Source organism: Mesorhizobium sp. M1B.F.Ca.ET.045.04.1.1 (assembly GCF_003952465.1).
Lineage (GTDB): Bacteria > Pseudomonadota > Alphaproteobacteria > Rhizobiales > Rhizobiaceae > Mesorhizobium > Mesorhizobium shonense.
The window spans coordinates 2007394-2022274 of the sequence record NZ_CP034448.1 but is presented as its reverse complement, the minus strand read 5'-3'; the positions used below and the strand labels follow the sequence as shown (position 1 = coordinate 2022274).

13 protein-coding genes are annotated in these 14881 nt (G+C 64.6%); 4 read left to right on the top strand and 9 right to left on the bottom strand.

All coding sequences use genetic code 11. From position 1 onward, the window contains the following. Nucleotides 1-189 precede the first annotated feature (189 nt). Nucleotides 190-1068 (top strand): 3-hydroxybutyryl-CoA dehydrogenase, encoded by an 879-nt coding sequence (locus tag EJ071_RS09870; protein WP_126097701.1) that lies wholly within the window; start codon nt 190-192, stop codon nt 1066-1068. A gap of 28 nt (nt 1069-1096) precedes the next feature. Here the strand turns inward: EJ071_RS09870 and EJ071_RS09865 are convergent, their stop codons facing one another. The 3 genes from EJ071_RS09865 to EJ071_RS09855 all read right to left on the bottom strand — a co-directional run bounded on the left by EJ071_RS09865 (nt 1097) and on the right by EJ071_RS09855 (nt 4368). Continuing rightward, entirely contained in the window at nt 1097-2998 is a 1902-nt protein-coding gene (locus EJ071_RS09865) for a PAS domain S-box protein (protein WP_126097700.1), read from the bottom strand. 193 nt (nt 2999-3191) lie between these two features. After that, entirely contained in the window at nt 3192-3830 is a 639-nt protein-coding gene (locus EJ071_RS09860) for an NrsF family protein (RefSeq protein WP_126097699.1), read from the bottom strand. A 1-nt stretch (nt 3831) separates the two neighbouring features. Continuing rightward, on the bottom strand, nt 3832-4368 hold the full coding sequence (locus EJ071_RS09855; RefSeq protein ID WP_126102525.1) for a sigma-70 family RNA polymerase sigma factor: 537 nt from the start codon (nt 4366-4368) through the stop codon (nt 3832-3834). A 207-nt stretch (nt 4369-4575) separates the two neighbouring features. Between EJ071_RS09855 and EJ071_RS09850 the strand changes: the two genes are divergently transcribed. The 3 genes from EJ071_RS09850 (at nt 4576) to EJ071_RS09840 (ending at nt 8410) form a co-directional block, all read left to right on the top strand. After that, nucleotides 4576-5583 carry an iron ABC transporter substrate-binding protein gene (locus EJ071_RS09850; RefSeq protein WP_126097698.1) on the top strand — a complete coding sequence of 336 codons (1008 nt, stop codon included), beginning with the start codon at nt 4576-4578 and terminating at the stop codon, nt 5581-5583. A gap of 173 nt (nt 5584-5756) precedes the next feature. Continuing rightward, nucleotides 5757-7331, top strand: a complete 1575-nt coding sequence (locus EJ071_RS09845; RefSeq protein ID WP_126097697.1) for an iron ABC transporter permease — start codon at nt 5757-5759, stop codon at nt 7329-7331. After that, a complete protein-coding gene (locus tag EJ071_RS09840; protein ID WP_126097696.1) occupies nt 7328-8410 on the top strand; it encodes an ABC transporter ATP-binding protein in 1083 nt (360 codons plus the stop codon). Before EJ071_RS09845 ends, EJ071_RS09840 begins: the two co-directional genes overlap by 4 nt. A 23-nt stretch (nt 8411-8433) precedes the next feature. On the opposite strand, the gene EJ071_RS09835 is transcribed toward EJ071_RS09840, so the two are convergent. The 6 genes from EJ071_RS09835 to EJ071_RS09810 form a co-directional block, all read right to left on the bottom strand. Then, entirely contained in the window at nt 8434-9231 is a 798-nt protein-coding gene (locus tag EJ071_RS09835; RefSeq protein ID WP_126097695.1) for a phosphodiesterase, read from the bottom strand. A gap of 22 nt (nt 9232-9253) precedes the next feature. Next, on the bottom strand, nt 9254-10354 hold the full coding sequence (gene ugpC / locus EJ071_RS09830) for a sn-glycerol-3-phosphate ABC transporter ATP-binding protein UgpC (protein ID WP_126097694.1): 1101 nt from the start codon (nt 10352-10354) through the stop codon (nt 9254-9256). 11 nt (nt 10355-10365) lie between these two features. Beyond that, a complete protein-coding gene (locus tag EJ071_RS09825; protein WP_126097693.1) occupies nt 10366-11280 on the bottom strand; it encodes an ABC transporter permease subunit in 915 nt (304 codons plus the stop codon). A gap of 7 nt (nt 11281-11287) precedes the next feature. After that, nucleotides 11288-12172 carry an ABC transporter permease subunit gene (locus EJ071_RS09820; protein ID WP_126097692.1) on the bottom strand — a complete coding sequence of 295 codons (885 nt, stop codon included), beginning with the start codon at nt 12170-12172 and terminating at the stop codon, nt 11288-11290. Nucleotides 12173-12258: 86 nt separating this feature from the next. After that, the gene (locus tag EJ071_RS09815; protein WP_126097691.1) at nt 12259-13611 is read right to left on the bottom strand and encodes an extracellular solute-binding protein; all 1353 of its coding nucleotides are present in this window, start codon (nt 13609-13611) and stop codon (nt 12259-12261) included. A gap of 201 nt (nt 13612-13812) precedes the next feature. Beyond that, the gene (locus EJ071_RS09810) at nt 13813-14880 is read right to left on the bottom strand and encodes a sn-glycerol-3-phosphate import ATP-binding protein UgpC (RefSeq protein WP_126097690.1); all 1068 of its coding nucleotides are present in this window, start codon (nt 14878-14880) and stop codon (nt 13813-13815) included. Nucleotide 14881 lies beyond the last annotated feature (1 nt).

Sequence of the window (14881 nt, the reverse complement as noted above, 5' to 3'; positions counted from 1 at the left end):
CGAAGGGTGGGGTAGACGAAGTCTCCCCGCCCTTTTAGTTTGCGCTGCACAAAAAGCAGGCTGCTAAGGCTTGAAAGCAATTCCAGGGAAAGTGCGTAGCGGTTTTCCATCCGGAATTGCGCGAAACAAGAGATAGGAGCGTTTTCTCGCTTCGGGGAAGCGGAAAAGCTCCAGACGGGATTGGGGTAAATGAGCAAGATCGAGACGATCGGCATTGTCGGCGCGGGTCAAATGGGTGGCGGTATCGCCCATGTCTCGGCGCTGGCCGGCTACAAGGTCCTGATCCACGACGTCTCGTCCGACCGCATCGAGAAGGGCATCGCCACTGTCAGCGGCAACATGGCTCGCCAGGTCGGTTCAGGGAAGCTCGAGGAGAAGGCGCGCAACGAAGCGATGGCACGCATCTCGTCGGCATCCACCATGGCTGATCTCGCCGCCGCCGACCTCGTGATCGAGGCGGCGACCGAGGACGAAACGGTCAAGCGCAAGATCTATGCCCAGCTCTGCCCACAGCTCAATCCGGAAGCGATTCTGGCGACCAATACCTCGTCGATTTCGATCACGCGGCTCGCCGCCCAGACCGACCGGCCGGAGCGCTTCATCGGCATACATTTCATGAACCCGGTGCCGGTGATGAAGCTGGTCGAGCTGGTGCGAGGCATCGCCACCGAGGACAAGACCTTCGAAGCAGCCAAGGCCTTCGTCAACCACCTCGACAAGACGATCACCGTCTCCGAGGATTTCCCGGCCTTCATCGTCAACCGCATCCTGCTGCCGATGATCAACGAGGCGATCTACACGCTCTATGAGGGCGTCGGCACGGTCGACGCCATCGACACCGCCATGCGGCTCGGCGCCAATCATCCGATGGGACCGCTGCAGCTCGCCGACTTCATCGGCCTCGACACCTGCCTGTCGATTATGCAGGTGCTGCATGAGGGGCTGTCGGACTCGAAGTACCGCCCCTGCCCGCTTTTGGTGAAATATGTCGAGGCCGGCTGGCTGGGTCGCAAGACCGGACGCGGCTTCTACGACTATCGCGGCGACCATCCGGTGCCGACGCGCTGATCCTCGTCGATTGAGCGCTTTCCGGCGCTCAGGATGCCGCGGCAAGCGGTAGAGACGCCCCTTCCCTCGGGGCTTCGTCGGGTGCTGCCGAAACGCAACCGCGTCCGGCCGCCTTGGCGGCATAGCAGGCGGCGTCCGCCCGGGCGATGATCTCATCCACTTCGCCGCAGCCGGCGCGGATCGCCGCGAGCCCGATGCTGGCGCCGATCGAATGCGGGCGGCCGTCCCAGACGAAGTTCAGGTTGCGGATGGCGTCGATGACGGAGCGCGCCGCGATTGCCGCCGGTGCCGACGCGCTGGCTTTCAGGATGACGGCAAACTCGTCGCCACCGAGGCGGGCAACGATATCTTCCGGCCCAAGCACGTTGCGGATGGCGTCGGCGACGCGCTTGAGCAGCGCATCGCCCGCGGCGTGACCGCCGGTGTCGTTGACCGCCTTGAAATGATCGAGGTCGACGAACATGAACTGGTGCTCGCCGCCGTTGAGACGGCACTGATCGACCAGCTTCTCCATCGTGCGGATGAAGCTCGAACGGTTGGCGAGCCCGGTCAGCGCGTCGTGGGCCGCGGCATAGGCCAGCTGGCGCTGCAGGGCGCGCGCATCGGTGAAATCCTGGAAGACGATGACGAGTCCGCAGAACTCGTTGCGATCGTTCATGATTGGCGACACCACCTGCCGGATGCTGCAGCGCGTGTCGTCGCGCCGGACGAGAACGGCACGTGTGTTCTGGTCGCAATGTTGACGGTCGCCGGCCGAGGGACGCGTCAGGCCGATCCTCTGCCCGGTTTCCTCGTCGACCGCCCAATAGACATGGCTGAGCGCCTTGCCCAGTGCCTCGCCGGCGGCAACGCCGGTCAGCTTTTCGGCGACCGGGTTCATGAAGGTGATGCGGTTGGCGGCGTCGGTGCAGATAACCGCATCGCCGATCGACTGCAGCGTCACCCTGAGCCGCTCCTTCTCGTCGGCCAGCATGGCCGCCGAAACCTTGAGACGTTCTTCCGCTTCCTTGCGCTCGGTGATGTCGGTCAGGCTGCCGATGGCGCGGATCAGCCGGCCTTCGCCGTCGCGCTCGATCGCCTTGCCGCGGTCCAGGATCCACACCCAATGACCGTCCTTGTGGCGCATCCGGAACTCGGCCTCGAAGAAGGCAGTCTCATCGGCAAGATGCGCCCGGTCTGCCTCGGCGACGCGCTCGCGGTCGTCCGGGTGGATCATCGTCAGCCAGCGGTCGGGATCACCGTCGAGCTCGCCGTCGTCATAACCAAGCATCCTCACCCAGGTTTCGGAATAGGTCGTGCCGCCCTTGCGCATGTCGAGGCTCCAGACGCCTTGTCCGGCGCTGGTCAGCGCGAAGTTCCAGCGGGTCTCCGCTTCGGCGATGCGCGCTTCGGCCTGCTTGCGCGCATCGATGTCCTCGATCTGCGACACGAGATAGAGTGGCCTGCCGGTCCCCTCTTCGCGGATGACGGAGCCGGCAAGCTGCGCCCAGACCGGAGTGCCGTCCTTCTTGAGGTAGCGCTTCTCGAAATGGAAGGAATCGATCTTTCCCTCCTTCAGCGCAACCATCGTCTCGCGGCCGAGCTGCTGATCGTCCGGATGCGTGATCTGGAAAAAAGTCAGCGCCTCGATTTCCGCGCGGCTGTAGCCGAGCATGGCGGCGAAGGCGGGATTGGTCTGCACGATGCGACCGTCGAGACCGACGATAGCGACGCCGATCGCTGAATCCTCCATCGCGCGGCGGAAGCGCTGCTCGCTTTCGGCGATTTGCCGGTGGTCGCCGGCGATCCGGCGAATGAACAGCGCGAAAAGGAAAAGCGACGCTCCGATCGCGGCAATCGACAGCTGCAGGCAGAGCCTGAGCGCCTCGGCGCTAAGCTGAAAGCTCGGCGACAGAATCGATGCGGCCACGGCAACGATGCCGGCTGTCATCAAGACCAGCACCGCGCGCTCGCTGGCCCGCGGAGCTTTCAAACCCAACCACGTCAAATGCGATCCACCCCATGCGCAACTGCGCGTTGCCACAACCCTGGCGGATCGATTTTAAGGAATGGTTGCATGGGAGACCGGCCGCTCCGCTAACCGGCAAACAATTGCCGGCATGATTAAGGATCGGTGTGCAATCCTACCAGCGCACGAATAGCCGCCCGCCAAGCGCGCCGAGCGCGGTCAGGAAGGCGATGGCGATCGTGTACCAGGTGGCGACGAACAGCGGCGAATCGTCGAAGCAATGCGCGGCATAGAAGGTCGCCGCCAATCCGCCCGCCAAAAGGCCCGCGACCGCGCCGGCCAGCACCGGTCGCGTCGGCGCGCCGTAGCGCAGCATGCCGAGGAAGATCGCCAGGGGGCCGATGCCGATCAGCGGAATGAAGCTCATGCAGATCATCATGTTGGATCCCACGAGCCGCCTGCCCCAGTCGGCCTCGGGCACGACGAAAAGCTCCAGGACCACCGCCACCGCGACGAGCAATGGCGCGGCGACCATCCACGCCATCGTCCGCTTTGTTGCCGCGCCGGGTGTCGACAGGGTGCGGATCAGCGCGAAAGCGCTGGCGGCGAGCGTGAGTGTGAAGACGAACTTCGACATGAAGCGCATCGTGTGCATGGCGGGCATGATGTCGGGGCGCGGGCCGATCGTCATGAAGAAGACCGCCGCCGCGACCACCACCGCCACGCCGAAGGCTGCCCACCAGGCCAGCCCCAGCGGCATCGCCTTGCTGCTTGCATCGGCGTCGAGCGCCTTGATGAGATCCTCGGTTCTCATGTCACTGCCGTCCGAACCTTTTGGCGATCGCGGCAAGGCCGCGATGCAGCGACACCCTGACCGCCGTCTCGCTGACGCCGAGCTTCGCCGCCGTCTCGCCGATCGAGCGGCCATCGACCGAAATCGAGGAAACCACCGAGCGCTGCGTCGGCGGCAGGCCGTCCAGGGCCCTGGCGATGTCCCGCTCGCTGACCGTCTCGGCTGCCGGCTCGGCGAAAGTCTCGGCGATCTCGTCGATCTCGATCTCGATCCGACGCCCGCGCCTGCGGAACGCGTCGATCAGCTTGAAGCGGGCGATCGCATAGACCCATGGCAGCACCGGCGCGTCCTCGCGCCAGGTATGCCGTTTGACGTGAATGGCCAGCAAGGTTTCCTGCACGACATCCTCGGGGTCGACCCCGCCCTGTACGATCTTGCGCCGGACAAAGCCGCGAACGAGAGCGGCAATCCGGTGCAGAAAGTCGGCATACGCCCTTTCATTTCCCGCGATTGCGGCCCTGAACAGCCCGGAGAGTTCGGTCTCGTCCTTGCCGGTCACAGAGTCCACTCCCCCGATTTTCGTGCCTCGGCGCTGATTTGTTACGTGGCCGATCAAATAATGTCCAAGCCAAAGTACCGGAAAATCACGAAAGCTTGTGGCGCGGCGACCAATTGAAGCAGCGTCACAATGTTGACTATGATAATCAGGTATTGCTAGGTGCGGCCGTGCCCGAACCCCTGTCTCCAGATTTTGAGGACGATGCCCATGAAACTTCCCCTTTCGACCCTTGCCGGCGCCGTTGCGCTGACAGCCAGCCTGATCGCAGCGCCGGCTATGGCGGAGGATGCAAGCATCATCGTCTACAACGCCCAGCATGAGAGCCTCGCCAAGGAATGGGCGAAAGGTTTCACCAAGGAAACCGGCATCAAGGTGACGCTGCGCAATGGCGGCGACAGCGATTTCTCCAACCAGATCGTAGCCGAAGGCGCTGCCTCGCCGGCCGATGTGTTCCTGACCGAAAACTCGCCGGCGATGGCGCTGGTCGAGGCGGCGGGCCTGTTCGCGCCGGTCGATGCCGACACGCTGGCGCAGGTGCCGCAGGAATACCAGCCCTCGAGCGGCAAATGGGTCGGCGTCGCCGCCCGCAGCACCGTCTTTGCTTACAACAAGGACAAGCTCAAGGAAGACCAGCTGCCCAAGTCGCTGCTCGACCTCGCCGATCCAAGCTGGAAGGGCCGCTGGGCCGCCTCGCAGGCCGGCGCCGATTTCCAGGCCATCGTCAGCGCCCTGCTCGAACTCAAGGGCGAAGCCGCGACCGCCGACTGGCTGAAGGCCATGAAGGAGAACTTCACCGCCTACAAGGGCAACAGCACGGTGATGAAGGCGGTCAATGCCGGCGAGATCGATGGCGGTGTGATCTACCACTACTATTATTTCGGCGACCAGGCCAAGACCGGCGAGAACAGCAAGAATGTCGGCCTGCACTATTTCAAGAACCAGGACCCGGGCGCGTTCGTGTCGATCTCCGGCGGCGGCGTGCTGGCCTCGAGCAAGCATCCGAAGGAGGCTCAGGCCTTCCTGAAATGGGTGACCGGCAAAGGCGGCCAGGAGGTGCTGAAAACCGGAACCTCCTATGAATACGCTGTGGGCAAAGGTGCCGAGTCCAACCCGAAGCTCGTGCCGCTGGCCGATCTGCAGGCACCCAAGATCGATCCGACGCACCTGAACTCCAAGAAGGTCATCGACCTGATGACGCAAGCCGGCTTGCTTTAGTTCGCGTTCGTCCTAAAAGGACAACCGACCGTGCTCCTGCGGGAATTCGCTTTCCGCGGGAGCGTTTTTGTTTTGGAGATGGCCTCGTCGATGACGATCAGCTACCTTTCCGGCCGCGTCAGCGGTTCATCGAATCGCCTTCGTTCGTCGAGCCTGGCGATGCACACCCCCTGATGGCGTCCGCAATCGACCTCACGCCTGCAGGCTTGCCGGCTGCCGCAAGGCAACGCCGAAGGTCCACGTCGTGGATCACACTTGCCGCCGCACTGATCTCGCTGATCGCGCTGCTGCCGCTCGCCTTCATCGTTTGGACAGCGATCCAGACCGGCTGGGAAACGGTGATCGCGCTGATCTTCCGCCAGCGCGTCGGCGAGCTCCTGGTCAACACCATCCTGCTCGTCGTGGTCACCGTCCCGATCGCCATCGTGCTGTCGGTGGCGCTCGCCTGGCTGACCGAGCGCAGCGATCTGCCCGGCAACCGGCTGTGGTCGTGGCTGTCGGTCGCGCCGCTCGCCATTCCTGCTTTCGTCCACAGCTATGCCTGGATCAGCCTTGTGCCTGGCCTGCACGGGCTCTGGGCCGGCGTGCTGGTATCCGTCATCGCCTATTTTCCCTTCCTCTATCTGCCGATCGCGGCGGCGCTGCGCCGACTCGATCCCGCGCTGGAGGACGCCGCTGCCGCCCTTGGCCTCGGCCCATGGCGTGTCTTCGCGCGCGTCGTGCTGCCGCAATTGAGGCTCGCCATCTGCGGCGGCTCGCTGCTGGTCGGCCTGCACCTGCTTGCCGAATACGGGCTTTATGTCTTCATCCGCTTCGACACCTTCACCACGGCGATCGTCGACCAGTTTCAGTCGACCTTCAACGGCCCGGCGGCCAATATGCTCGCCGCCGTTTTGGTCGCCTGTTGTTTCGTGCTGCTCGGCGTGGAGGTGATCGTGCGTGGCGAGGAGCGTTATGCGCGCGTCGGTTCCGGCGCGGCGCGCCAGCAGCAGCGCACCCGGCTCGGCCGCGCCATGCTGCCTTGCCTGCTGCTGCCTGTCGGCACCGCGCTGCTCACGCTCGGTGTTCCCTTTGTCACGGTCGGCCGCTGGCTGCTCGCCGGCGGCGCCGATATCTGGCGTTGGGACGAGATCGCCCCCGCATTCAGCCAGACGCTGTTCCTCGCCATCGCCGGCGCGCTGCTTGCCACGATCGCCGCGATGCCCATGGCCTGGATCTCGATCCGCGCGCCGGGCCCGTTGCAGCGCCTGCTCGAGAGCTGCAACTACATCGTCGGGTCGTTGCCCGGTGTCGTCATCGCGCTGGCGCTGGTGACCATCACCGTGCGCGTCGCCTTGCCGCTCTATCAGACGCTGTTCACCATCCTGTTCGGCTATGCGCTGATGTTCCTGCCGCGCGCGCTGGTCAGCCTGCGCGCTTCGATCGCGCAGGCGCCGGTGGAGCTCGAACGCGCCGCCTCAAGCCTCGGCCGCCCGCCGCTCAAGGCGCTGTGGGCGACGACGATCCGGCTGTCGGCGCCGGGTGCCGCGGCCGGCATGGCGATGGTTGCGCTCGGCATCACCAATGAACTGACCGCCACCCAGATGCTGGCGCCGAACGGCACCCGCACCCTAGCGATGGCGTTCTGGTCCTACAGCGGTGAAATCGACTATGCCTCCGCCGCACCCTACGCCCTGATCATGGTCGCGATCTCGCTGCCAATGACCTTGATGCTCTATGTCCAGTCGAAGCGGATGGCCGGACGATGAGCTTCCTCGAACTCAATGGCGTGGCGAAATACTATGGCAAGGTGGCAGCACTTGCCGGCGTCGACCTGCAAGTCGAAAGCGGCAGCCGCACCGCGATCGTCGGGCCGTCCGGCTGCGGCAAGACCACCTTGCTGAGGCTGATCGCCGGCTTCGAGGCGCCGGACCGTGGCCGCATCGCGCTCGACGGCAAGGTGCTTGCCAATGGCGGCGCCGCCGTGCCGGCGCATCGCCGCAGCATCGGCGTGGTGGCGCAGGACGGCGCGCTGTTCCCGCATCTCACCATCGCCGACAATATCGGTTTCGGCATGGCGCGCGGCGAGGAAAAGCGCATGGAGCGCATCGTAGAGCTCGCCTATATCGTCGGGCTGGACAAGGCCATCCTGAAGCGCCGGCCGCATGAGCTTTCCGGCGGCCAGCAACAACGCGTCGCGCTGGCCCGCGCCATGGCCATGAAACCCCGGCTGATGCTGCTCGACGAGCCGTTCTCGGCGCTCGACACCGGCCTGCGCGCTTCGATGCGCAAGGCGGTGGCCGAGCTTCTGGAGGAAGCAGGCATCACCACCATCCTGGTCACTCACGACCAGGCTGAGGCGCTGTCCTTCGCCAGCCAGGTGGCCGTCATGCGCGACGGCCTGTTCTCGCAGGTCGGCACGCCGCGCGAGCTCTATTTCCAGCCCAAGGACAGGATGGTTGCCGAGTTCCTCGGCGATGCCATCATCGTGCCGGCCAAGATCGCGGACGGCTTCGCCATCTCGCCGCTCGGCCGTATCGCCGTCGACACGGCCGAGCGGCGCGACGTCGCCCGCATCATGCTCAGACCCGAGCAGGTTCAGCTCAAGCGGACGTCGCGCGAGGGCATGTCCGGAACGCCGGACATGCTGTTCGGCGAAGTGACTGCGTCCGAATTCGCCGGCTCGGTCTGCACCGTCGCGGTGCGGCTGCTCAACAGCCCCGACCCGCCAGATGCGGCCGCTATCGGCAACACGCCGCTCATCCTGCGCAAGACAGGCATGGACGCGCCGGCGGTCGGCGAGATCGTGCGCCTCACCGTCATCGGCAAGGCGCACGTATTCGCCTGAACCGCAGGCTGCCTGCGGCTGCTCTACCGTACGCGCTCCCCGGTCGCCGGCGACCAGAGCGGCCAGCTCTCCAGGAAATCGTGGCTGTGGACGATGACGCGCTGGCCGTCGATCAGGATGATCGAATAGGCTGGCGGCGCCTGCTCGACTACCTCGTCGCCGACCAGGTCGAGCATGAAGCGGGCATGCAGGCCGCGCTGCGCCGAGAACGGAATGCCGGCGACCGTACCGGCAATGTCGCGATGGACATGGCCGAAGAAGATGTAGCGGACATTGCCGTGACGCATGAGCACGTCGAGCAGACGCTGCGGCTGCTCGAGGCCGAGCGGATCGAGAATAGTCAAGCCGAGCTCGACCGGCGGATGATGCAGGAACAGATAGACCGGCCTGCCGGCCGCTTCGGCAAGCCGTGCGTCCAGCCAGGCAAGCCGGTTGTCGCACAGTTCTCCGGTGACGCGGCCTTCGGCCAGGCTGTCGAGGAACACCAGCCGCCCCTCCGGCGTGTCGAAGACCGATTGCACGAAGCCGTTGCCGTCGGTTCCGTTTTCCGGAAAGGTGGCGATCAGGTTGGCGCGCCGGTCGTGGTTGCCGGGCAGCAGCCGGTACGGCACAGAGAGCCGGCTCAGCGCCGATCCCAGGTCGGCATAGCTCTCGGTCTCGCCGGATTCGGTCAGGTCTCCGGTGAAGACACACAGCGCCGCGTCGCCATGGCGGGCATTGATATGGTCGACGCAGCGGTCGAGCCGCTCATTGAGGTTCGCCCCGAAGCGCACCTCGCCCCGACGGCCGAGGTGGACGTCGGTCACCTGGATGATCTTCATTCCGTGAATCCTCTTTCGATCCTTACAGCGCAGGCTCCGGCACCGAAGCCTTGAACACGTCGAGCCGGCTTCCGGTTTCCGACGAGAAGAAGTGCAGGTCGCTGTCGGTGAATTGCAGGCCGACGGCGCTGCCCGGCTCCGGGTGAACGGTCTCGGAGGTCACCACCGAGAACGGCGCGCCGTCGAGATCGACATAGACAACCCGGCCGGCGCCCAGTTCCTCGACGAGGTCGACCGTTGCATCGAGTGCGCCCGGCGTGCCCGGCGCCACCATGCGCACGGCTTCCGGCCGGATACCGACCGCGACTTTCGAGCCCACGGCGAGGCCCGCGCGGGAAACCGCCAGCCGCCGGCTGCCGCCAAGCAGCGACAGGCCGTCGAGCGTGACCGCGCTTTCGAGCATGTTCATCGCCGGCGTGCCGACGAAGGTCGCCACGAAGCGGCTCGCCGGCCGGCTGTAGACTTGCGCCGGAGTGCCGACCTGCTCGACGCGGCCGCCATTCATCACCACCAGCCGGTCGGCCAGCGTCATCGCCTCGACCTGGTCGTGGGTCACGAAGACCGAGGTGGCGTTGAGGCGCCGGTGCAGCTTGCGGATTTCCGAACGCATCTGCACGCGCAGCTTGGCATCGAGGTTGGAGAGCGGCTCGTCGAACAGGAAGACCTTGGGCTCGCGGATCATGGCGCGGCCCATGGCGACGCGCTGGCGCTGGCCGCCGGAAAGCGCCATCGGCTTGCGGTCGAGCAGATGCTCGAGCTCCAGGACGCGGGCCACGGCCTGGATGCGCTGCGTGCGTTCGGCGGCGGCAATGCCGGCCACCTTCAGCGAATAGCCGATGTTCTGGGCCACGCTCATATGCGGATAGAGCGCGTAGTTCTGGAACACCATGGCGCAGCCGCGCTCGCGCGGCTCGAGCTTGTTGACCACCGTGCCGTCGATCGCGATCGTGCCGTCGGAGGTCTCCTCCAGCCCCGCGATCATGCGGAGCAGCGTGGACTTGCCGCAGCCCGACGGCCCGAGGATGACGACGAATTCGCCGGATTTGATGTCGAGATTGACGCCATGCACGACCTGCATCTTGGCGTAGCTCTTGCGGACGTCGCGAATGGTGATGGAGGCCATTGTCCGTCTCCTTATTTCTCGGTGGCGATCAGGCCGCGCACGAACCAGCGCTGCATCAGCACTACGACGATCAGCGGCGGCAGCATGACGATCAGCGTGCCGGCCATGGCGATATGCCACTCCGGCGCGCCGCCAACATTGGGGATGAGCTGCTTCAGCTCGGTCACCGCCGTCGCATGCGACTGATCGGTGGTGATCAGCAGCGGCCACAGATACTGGTTCCAGGCCCACAGGAACATGATGGTGCCGAGCGCCGCCATGTTGTTGCGCGACAGCGGCAGCAGGATATCGACGAAGAAACGCAGCGCGCCGGCGCCATCCATGCGCGCCGCCTCTGTCAATTCGTCCGGCACGGTCAGGAAGAACTGTCGGTAGAGGAAGGTGCCGGTGGCGGTCGCGACCAGCGGCAGGATCAGGCCGCTGTAGGAATTGAGCAGCCCAAGGCTCAGCGAAACCTGCACGCCCGATATCTTCTCGATCAGCCAGGAGAGCCCGGTCAGGTCCATGATCGCCTGATAGGGCGACAAGACGTTGGCGACCACCGCGTAGGTCGGCACGATACGCACTTCCAGCGGCAGCATCAGCGTGACGAAGATCAGCCAGAAGATCAGCATCCGCCCGGGGTAACGGAAATAGACGATCGAGAAGGCTGTGAGCGCCGAGACGATCACCTTGCCGGCGGCGACGCCCGCCGCCATGACGAAGCTGTTGAAGAGCTTCGGACCGAGGTCGGCCGTCGTCCAGGCGGTCTTGACGTTGACCCAGAAGTCGCTGCCCGGCAGCAGCGACATCGGCACATCATTGACCTCCTTCAGATTGTGCGAGGCGGCGATCGCCACGATGACGAACGGCGCCACGCAGAAAACGAAGCCGACGAACAAGATCAGATGCGTGAAGAAGTTGAGGAACGGGGTGCGCTCGACCATGGCCGCCTCACCGATAATGCACGCGCCGCTCGATGAAGCGGAACTGGACGATGGTGAGCATGATGATGAGCAGCATCAGGATAATGCTCTGCGCGGCCGCGCCCGAATAGTCGAGGCCTTTGAAGCCGTCGGAATAGATCTTGTAGACCATCAGGTTGGTGGCGTTCGCCGGGCCGCCGGCGGTCATGATATCGACGATACCGAAGGAGTCCTGGAAGCTTTCGGTGATGTTGATGACCAGCAGGAAGAAGATCGTCGGCGTGATCAGCGGAAACTGGATGTCCCGGAAGCGGCGCACGACGCCCGAGCCGTCCATCGCCGCCGCCTCGATCAGCGAGCGCGGGATTGCCTGCAGGGCGGCGAGGAAGAAGATGAAATTGTAGCCGACATATTTCCATGAGAAGGCGATGATGACGGAGGCCATAGCGTCGGCGCCGTTGAGGCCGGGGTCCCAGACGCCCGGCCAGAACTTGTTGACGGCGGCCATGAAGCCGGCTTCCGGCGCCAGGATGAAACGGAAGGCCAGCGCTAGCGCGGGTGCCGCGATGCCGTAAGGCCAGATCAGCACGACGCGGTAGAGACGTGAGCCGGCAAGCTGCCGGTCGGTCAAAGTGGCGAGCACCAGCGCGATGACCATGGCGAGCCCGGTGCTGGTCGCCGCGAAGACAAGGCTGGCTGTGATCGAATTCCAGTAGTCGGCGTTGGCGAGGATCGAGCGGAAATTGTCGAGCCCGACCCAGATATTGCCGCCGCCCCAAGGCTGCTGCAGCGTCAGCGACCAATAGACCGCCTGTCCGGCCGGCCAGTAGAAGAAGGTGAAGATCAGGATCAGCTGCGGCACCGCGAACAGGATGCCGATCGTCCATTTGCCGAAGGTAACGCGTTTTTCCATCGATCCGCCGAAGCCGTCGAGCGGCTAGCCCTGATAAGAAAAGACCGCTCGCCGGCTGCCGGCGAGCGGCCTTGAATTCTATTCGCTTAGGGCAGCATCTTGTTGGGGTAGGTCTGCTGGAAGCGGTCGAGGATCGCGTCGCCGTTCTTGACCAGCGAGTCTATGCCGTCCTGCACGCTCTCCTTGTTGGCGAAGATCGCCTGCATCTGCGTGCCGAACTCGGCGCGGATCTGGGTGAAGTTGCCGAGGCGGATGCCGCGGGTGATCTCGGTCGGCTCCGAGGCGGTCAGGCTTTCGATCGCCACTTCACGGCCCTTGTAAGGCGCCTTGTCGTAAAAGCCGTTTGCCTTCATGTATTCGAAGCCCGACTTCGTCACCGGGATGTAGCCGGTGTTGGTCGACCAGAACAACGCGGTCTTGGGATCGTGGATGAAGTTGAGGAAGGCAGCGGCCCCTTTGTACTCCGCCTCCGACTTGCCGGACAGCACCCACAGCGACGCGCCGCCGACCAGCGAGTTCTTGCGCTCGGTGCCGGCATAGACCGGCAGCTCGGCGACATCCCAGTTCATGCCTTCCTTCTGGGTCTTGCCGACCGTGCCATGGTCGCCGACCGAGGTCATGATGACCTGGCAGGTGCCGGTGGCGAAGGCCTGGACCATATCCTGGCCGAGGTCCTTCGATTTGATCTTGATCAGGCCGTCGTCATACCACTTCTTCAGGTCGGTGACGTACTGGACGAACTTGGTCTTGTTCATTTCCAGGCGGGCGTCGAGACCGTCATAGCCGTTGTTCTTGGTGGCGATCGGCTGGTTGTGGAGCGCCGAGAACTGCTCCATGAGCTGCCAGCTTTCGTTGCCGGAGATGTTGATCGCCATCGGGCAATCATAGCCGGCGTCCTTCAGCGCCTTGAGGTCGGCGCCGACATCTTCCCAGGTCCTCGGCGCCTCGGTCTTGCCGATCTTGGTGAAAGCGTCCTTGTTCCAGTACATCAGCGCCGTGGACGAGTTGAACGGGAATGACAGCATCTCGCCCTTCGACGTCGCGTAGTAGCGGGCGATGCCGGGAAAATAGTCGCTGTAGTCGATCTTGTAGCCGTTCTCTTCCATCAGCTTGTCGGCGGGCTTGTAGGCGCCCGACAGCATCATCGTGGCGGTGCCGACGTCATAGACCTGGACGACGGTCGGCTGTTTGCCGGCGCGGAAGGCGGCGATCGTGTTCTGCAGCGTGGCGTCGTAATTGCCCTGGCTGGTGCATACCACCTCATAGTCGGACTGCGAGGCGTTGAAGTTCTTGCACAGCGTGTCGACGACGCGTGCCAGATCGCCCGACAGGCCGAACCAGAAATCGAATTTAACCGGCGCTGCGGCGGCAGGCAGCGCGAGCGCGACGCCGAGCGTGCCAGCGGCAAAAGCCGCAAGGCCCTGCTTGATGATCGACATGGATTTATTCCCTCTTGAGTGGCTGAAGACAACGGGCTTGCGCAAGTCCTTGTCTGCTCTCTTAGAGAAGGTATGTGACAGTTCTGCTGTGGCTCGAGGCGTTGTGGAAAAGCCAGGTTGCGCGGCAACCGAACACGGCTTCCTCGGCCTGCAGCGCCTTATGGCCTTGCCGGCCGCGCTCGATCGTCGGGCGACGCCGCTTCAGCCGACTCGCTTGCCGTCGCCGTCGAACCAGTGCAGCTTTTCGGCGCCGGCAGCGACATGCAGCCGGTCGCCCGGCTTGGCGCTGGCGCGGCCGCCGACGCGCACGACGATGCGGCCGCCGCCGGCCGCGCAGTGAAGGAAGCTCTCGGCCCCAACCGGCTCGACGGCTTCGACGGTCGCCGGCAAGACCAGAGCGCCGGTCGGCATCTCCGCGGCGACGGCGATATCGGCATCCTCCGGCCGAAAACCGATCGTTGCGGCTCGTCGCTCGGTGGGCGCGAGGTTGATCGCCGTCCCATCGGACAGCGCCAGACCGGCCGGTCGTTCCGCCAGGGGCAGCAGGTTCATCGGCGGCGCGCCGATGAAGGACGCGACGAATGTCGAGGCCGGCTTTTCGTAGATGTCGAGCGGAGCGCCCATCTGCTCGACCAGCCCGGCATTCATGACGACAAGCATGTCGGCCAAAGTCATCGCCTCGAGCTGGTCGTGGGTGACATAGACCGAAGTGACGCCTAGTGAACGCTGCAGGTTCTTGATTTCCACTCGCATCTGGCCTCGCAGCTTGGCGTCGAGGTTGGAGAGCGGCTCGTCGAACAGGAAGACTTTCGGATTGCGCACGATGGCGCGGCCCATGGCGACGCGCTGGCGCTGCCCGCCGGAAAGCTCGCGCGGGCGCCGGTCGAGCAGCGCCGACAGTTCCAGGATTTTGGCGGTCGCGCGCACCCTGCTGTCGATCTCGGCTTTCGGCGTGCCGCGATTGCGCAGGCCGTAGGCCATGTTGTCGTACACCTTCATGTGCGGGTAGAGCGCGTAGTTCTGGAACACCATGGCGATGTCGCGCTCGGTCGGACCGATGGAGTTGACGATCTTGCCGTCGATCGCAACCGTCCCGGAAGAGATGGTCTCGAGTCCGGCGATCATCCTGAGCAGCGTGGACTTGCCGCAGCCGGAGGGACCGACCAGCACGCAAAGCTGCTTGTCCGGAATGGCGATGGAAACGCCTTTCACGGCCTCGACGCCACCGGCATAGACCTTTTTCATATCGTTCAGATCAACGGTCGCCATC

Coding starts and splice junctions, on each gene's coding strand:
- EJ071_RS09870 (WP_126097701.1), top strand. CDS start 190: ATGAGCAAGATCGAGACGATCGGCATTGTCGGCGCGGGTCAAATGGGT.
- EJ071_RS09865 (WP_126097700.1), bottom strand. CDS start 2,998: ATGACAGCCGGCATCGTTGCCGTGGCCGCATCGATTCTGTCGCCGAGC.
- EJ071_RS09860 (WP_126097699.1), bottom strand. CDS start 3,830: ATGAGAACCGAGGATCTCATCAAGGCGCTCGACGCCGATGCAAGCAGC.
- EJ071_RS09850 (WP_126097698.1), top strand. CDS start 4,576: ATGAAACTTCCCCTTTCGACCCTTGCCGGCGCCGTTGCGCTGACAGCC.
- EJ071_RS09845 (WP_126097697.1), top strand. CDS start 5,757: ATGGCGTCCGCAATCGACCTCACGCCTGCAGGCTTGCCGGCTGCCGCA.
- EJ071_RS09840 (WP_126097696.1), top strand. CDS start 7,328: ATGAGCTTCCTCGAACTCAATGGCGTGGCGAAATACTATGGCAAGGTG.
- EJ071_RS09835 (WP_126097695.1), bottom strand. CDS start 9,231: ATGAAGATCATCCAGGTGACCGACGTCCACCTCGGCCGTCGGGGCGAG.
- ugpC (WP_126097694.1), bottom strand. CDS start 10,354: ATGGCCTCCATCACCATTCGCGACGTCCGCAAGAGCTACGCCAAGATG.
- EJ071_RS09825 (WP_126097693.1), bottom strand. CDS start 11,280: ATGGTCGAGCGCACCCCGTTCCTCAACTTCTTCACGCATCTGATCTTG.
- EJ071_RS09820 (WP_126097692.1), bottom strand. CDS start 12,172: ATGGAAAAACGCGTTACCTTCGGCAAATGGACGATCGGCATCCTGTTC.
- EJ071_RS09815 (WP_126097691.1), bottom strand. CDS start 13,611: ATGTCGATCATCAAGCAGGGCCTTGCGGCTTTTGCCGCTGGCACGCTC.
- EJ071_RS09810 (WP_126097690.1), bottom strand. CDS start 14,880: ATGGCGACCGTTGATCTGAACGATATGAAAAAGGTCTATGCCGGTGGC.